The sequence below is a fragment of the Kitasatospora sp. NPDC088779 genome, from assembly GCF_040685395.1.
In the GTDB taxonomy this organism is placed as follows: Bacteria; Actinomycetota; Actinomycetes; order Streptomycetales; family Streptomycetaceae; genus Kitasatospora.
Genome location: NZ_JBFBHW010000108.1, coordinates 1 through 4160 on the forward strand (window position 1 = coordinate 1; position 4160 = coordinate 4160).

General features: G+C 71.1%; 2 protein-coding genes and 1 pseudogene. All 3 read right to left on the minus strand.

Annotated features, from left to right (window positions below):
- Positions 1-91, minus strand: a pseudogene (locus AB0P03_RS40555) (roadblock/LC7 domain-containing protein); the annotation flags it as partial.
- A 10-nt stretch (positions 92-101) separates the two neighbouring features.
- Positions 102-3458, minus strand: coding sequence for a nitrate- and nitrite sensing domain-containing protein (locus AB0P03_RS40560; RefSeq protein ID WP_363589695.1), 3357 nt, complete (start codon positions 3456-3458; stop codon positions 102-104).
- A gap of 393 nt (positions 3459-3851) precedes the next feature.
- Positions 3852-4160: ATP/GTP-binding protein (locus AB0P03_RS40565; RefSeq protein WP_363633756.1), on the minus strand; the 309-nt coding region annotated here is incomplete at its 5' end.

Below are 4160 nucleotides of genomic sequence, written 5' to 3' on the forward strand. Positions count from 1 at the left end.
CGGCGGAGACCACCACGGTGTGGGACACCCCGGGGGTGTTGTCCACGAAATTGGTGATCAGCCAGTTCAGGTTCTGTGCGGCCTGGCTCATCTGAGTCAACTCAACGCTCCTGGTGGTTCGAGCCGCCGAAGAGATCGGTGCTTCGGTTCTGTCCGTTGCCGGACGGGTCTACCTGATCGGGGTCGATCCGGAAGCTTCCGGTGTTACCGGCACTGCGGCCCTGCTCCACGCCGCGGCGCAGGTTGGTGAGCCGGCCGCGGACCTCCTCGGGGCTGCGGGAGACCTGCGGCCCTTCCTGCGGAGTGGGCTTGGCGTTCCCGGCCACCAGGTTCTGCTTGGGCACGCGCCGCGGCAGGCCTGCCCCGGTGGTGCCGCCGGAGGCGGGCTCACGGGTCTGCTCGGCCTGCTGCCAGGCGCCGTCGTTGGGCGACTGCCAGGGCGAGTTGGTCGGGCCGGTCGGGCCGTAGCCGCCCAGCGCCGACACGTCGTGGCCGCGCGGCTCGTCGACCGCCGAGGTGTCCTTGGCGCCGGCGAACCAGTTCGGGGCCTCGCCGCCGGAGCCGCCGTCCGCCGGAGCGGTCGGGGCGCCGAAGCCGCCACCCGCCAGCTGCTGGCCGGGGCGGCGCTGCGGCAGCCCGGACGGCAGGGTGGCGGTGGGTTCGGCGGCGGGCAGCGCGGGCGGCTCCGGGGCGTACGGGTGGCCGGCCGGGGCCTCCTCGGCCTGCTGGCCGTACTGGTCGGCGTAGCCGTCCTGGTAGCCCTGGTAACCGTCGCCCTGGTAGTCCTGGCGGCCGTACTGGTCGTCGGCGTAGCCGGACTGCTGCTCGTAGCCCTGCTGCGGGTACTGGCCGTACTGGTCCTGGCCGTACTCGTCCTGCTGGTAGCCGTCCTGCTGGTAGCCGTACTGGTCGTCGGCGTAGCCGGACTGCTGCTCGTAGCCCTGGGGGGCGTACTGGTCGTAGCCCTGCTGGTAGTCCTCCTCGACCTCGGCGTCCAGCACCGGCGGCTCGCCGTCGTGCGGGCCGCTCTCCAGGGCCGCGCGGCGGACCTGGTCGAGGCGCTGCGAGCGCTGGACGGACTCCAGGGCCGGGCTGAAGCCGCTGGATCCGGCGTTGCCGGCGCCGGTGAGGTGGTCGTCGAAGCCCAGCTCGGCGGCGCTGCGCGGCTGGCCGTTGGGCGCCCACTGGGAGGTCGGCTCCTGCTCGGCGAAGATCCGGGAGACGGTGAACTGCTCCTCGGGCTCCGGCGCGGCGCCCGACCGGGTGATGAACGGCGGGATCATGACCAGCGAGGTGGTGCCGGCGGACTCGCCGGAGGGGCGGAGCTGGACGCGGACGTCGTGCCGCTGGGACAGCCGGCCGACCACGAACAGGCCCATGCGGCGGGAGATGGTGGCGTCGACGGTGGGCGGCTCGGCCAGCTTCTCGTTGATCTCGGCGAAGTCGTCGGCGGTGAGGCCGATGCCCTTGTCGTGGATCTCGACCAGCACCCGGCCGTCCGGCAGGCGGGTCGCGTTGACCAGGACCCGGGTCTGCGGGCTGGAGAACGAGGTGGCGTTCTCCAGCAGCTCGGCGAGCAGGTGGACGAGGTCGGTCACGGCGGCGCCGACGACCTCGACCTCCGGGATGCCGGACAGCTCGACGCGCTCGTACTGCTCCACCTCGGAGGAGGCGGCGCGGAGCACGTCGACCAGCGGGACCGGGGTGTTCCAGCGGCGGCCGGCCTCCTCGCCCGCGAGGACGAGCAGGTTCTCACCGTTGCGGCGCATACGGGTGGCGAGGTGGTCCAGCTTGAAGAGGTTCTCCAGCTGGTCCGGGTCGGCCTCGTTGTTCTCCAGGTCGGTGATCAGCGCCAGCTGGCGCTGGATCAGGCCCTGGCTGCGACGCGACAGGTTGGTGAAGATCGCGTTGACGTTCCCTCGCAGCAGGGCCTGCTCGGCGGCGAGCGCCACGGCCTGCTGGTGGACCTGGTCGAACGCCCGGGCGACCTCGCCGATCTCGTCCTTGCCGTGCAGCGGGATCGGGGTGACGGAGGTGTCGACCCGGTCGGGGTCGGTCTTGGAGAGCTTCTCGACCAGGTCCGGCAGGCGGTGGTCGGCGATCTCCAGGGCGGCGCTGCGCAGGGTGCGCATGCCGAGGATCATCGAGCGGGCGACGTAGCCGGTGAGCAGACCGGCCAGGATGAGCGCCGCGACGACGATGATCGTGTTGAGGATGGCGTCGTAGAGCGCGTTGTCCTTGAGGCCGCGGGAGTCCGTGAGGACGTCGTCCAGCAGCTGGACCTCGGTGTCGCGCAGGGCCTGGATGTGGGTGTTGGCGGCCTGGTTCCAGTTCTCCGGGGTGAGACCGGAGTCCTTGGCCTCCTTGTAGGCCTGGTCGGCGGCGGCCTTGCCCTTGCTCTGGCCCTCGGCGGCGGCCTGGCTGTAGGCGGCGCCGAGGGAGAGCAGGGTCTGCATGGAGGGCGCGGTGCCGTTCGGCATCTTGTAGGCCGAGCGCTCCTGCGCGGCGGCCTGGGTGACCTGCGCGTTGGCGTACTTGCGGGCGTCCTCGGGGGCGCTGCCGGTGTTGAACTCGGTCAGCGAGACCTGCTCCAGCCGCTCCGCCACCAGGATCTGCTGGATCACGTCGGCGTTCTCGAACCGGGTGGTGGCGTTCTGGGAGATGCCGACCAGCAGGTGCAGCATGAGCGCGCGCTGGGTCGAGGCGGAGGCCTTGGCGAGGGACATCGCGTAGATCGCGCGGCCCTTGCTGGCGGCGTTGCTGGAGCCGAGGCCGACCGAGTTGTCGTAGGACAGCAGCGGGGCGAACATCACCGAGTAGGCGTTGACGGTGGCGCCGGCGAACAGCTCGGATCCGTACGCGGTGGCCCGCAGGTGCGGCAGGTCGACCACCAGGGCCTGGAAGCCCTCGTGGCGGCGCGGCAGTTCGCCGGACTTGTCGGAGGCCGCGTAGGCCGCCTCGTACGCCTTCAGCGCGGCGTCCGTGTTGGCGCGGATCTTGGCGACCTTGCCGTCCGGGTCCTGCTTGGTGAGCAGGGGTATCAGCGTGGTGTCGCGCTCGATCTCCAGCGCTTCGGCGAGCTCGGTGGCCGCCTTGGCGAGTTCGGCGGTCTTCTCGGCGCGGGAGGCCTTGATGTAGCCGTCGACCGAGGTGTTCACGCGGAGGCCGCCGAAGACGAGGCTGATGATCACGGGGATCAGCAGGATCGCGATCAGACGGGTCGGCACGCGCCAGTTGCGCGGGCGGAGGAAGTCGTACCGCTTGGAGGCGTCGCCGTCCGGACCGCCGCTGCGGGGTTCCGTGGACGCGGCCGGGGGCTGCGGGGCCGGGGAGGCCTGGGAGCGCTCCTCGGTGGGGGTGAAAGCGGAGAATCCGGCCGGGTCCGCTGCGGTACCGTTCGGCTCGCTCCGGCGGGGCTCGGAGCGCCGCTGCGGGGCGGGTTGCTGCTTACGCCTCACTCGACAACTACCTCTCGGCCGACTGTCGGCCATGGATCAATCCAGCGCTACCCCCGGGCCCTGGCCCGTCACCGGTGGGCCGGCGCGAGGGTTTCAGGGGTAGCTGGAATTTCAGCACGTGCAGGGATGGGGGACAAACAGCCGCAGGATGGCCCCCGCGTCGGCGCAATAGGGACATTCACCGACATGACGGAGCAAAACCGTGGTCTTCTGGCGCTGAGTGACGCTAGTTCACCACGCAGAGTCACTGTTGATCACAAAATGCCTACCGAACTGTTATCCGCTGCTTATACAGCGGGTCTTGCGCGATGCCCCTGGAGGACATCGGCCGGTAGCGGCTCCGCCCCGGGGCCCGTCACGCCGACGGCCCCCGGGGTCCGGATGTCCGGCCCGTCATCGGAGTCGGGCGAGGAGGGCGTGCTCGACGAGGGTGATGAGGGCGCTCTTGGCGCTGTCGCGGCGGCGGGCGTCGAGCGTGATGACGGGGGTCTCGGCGCTGAGCTGGAGTGCTTCGCGGACCTCGTCGGCGGTGTGGGGCTGGTGTCCGTCGAAGCCGTTGAGGGCGACGACGAAGGGGAGTCCGCTGTTCTCGAAGTAGTCGAGGGCGGGGAAGCAGTCGGCGAGGCGGCGGGTGTCGACGAGGACGACGGCGCCGATGGCGCCGCGGACGAGGTCGTCCCACATGAACCAGAAGCGGTCCTG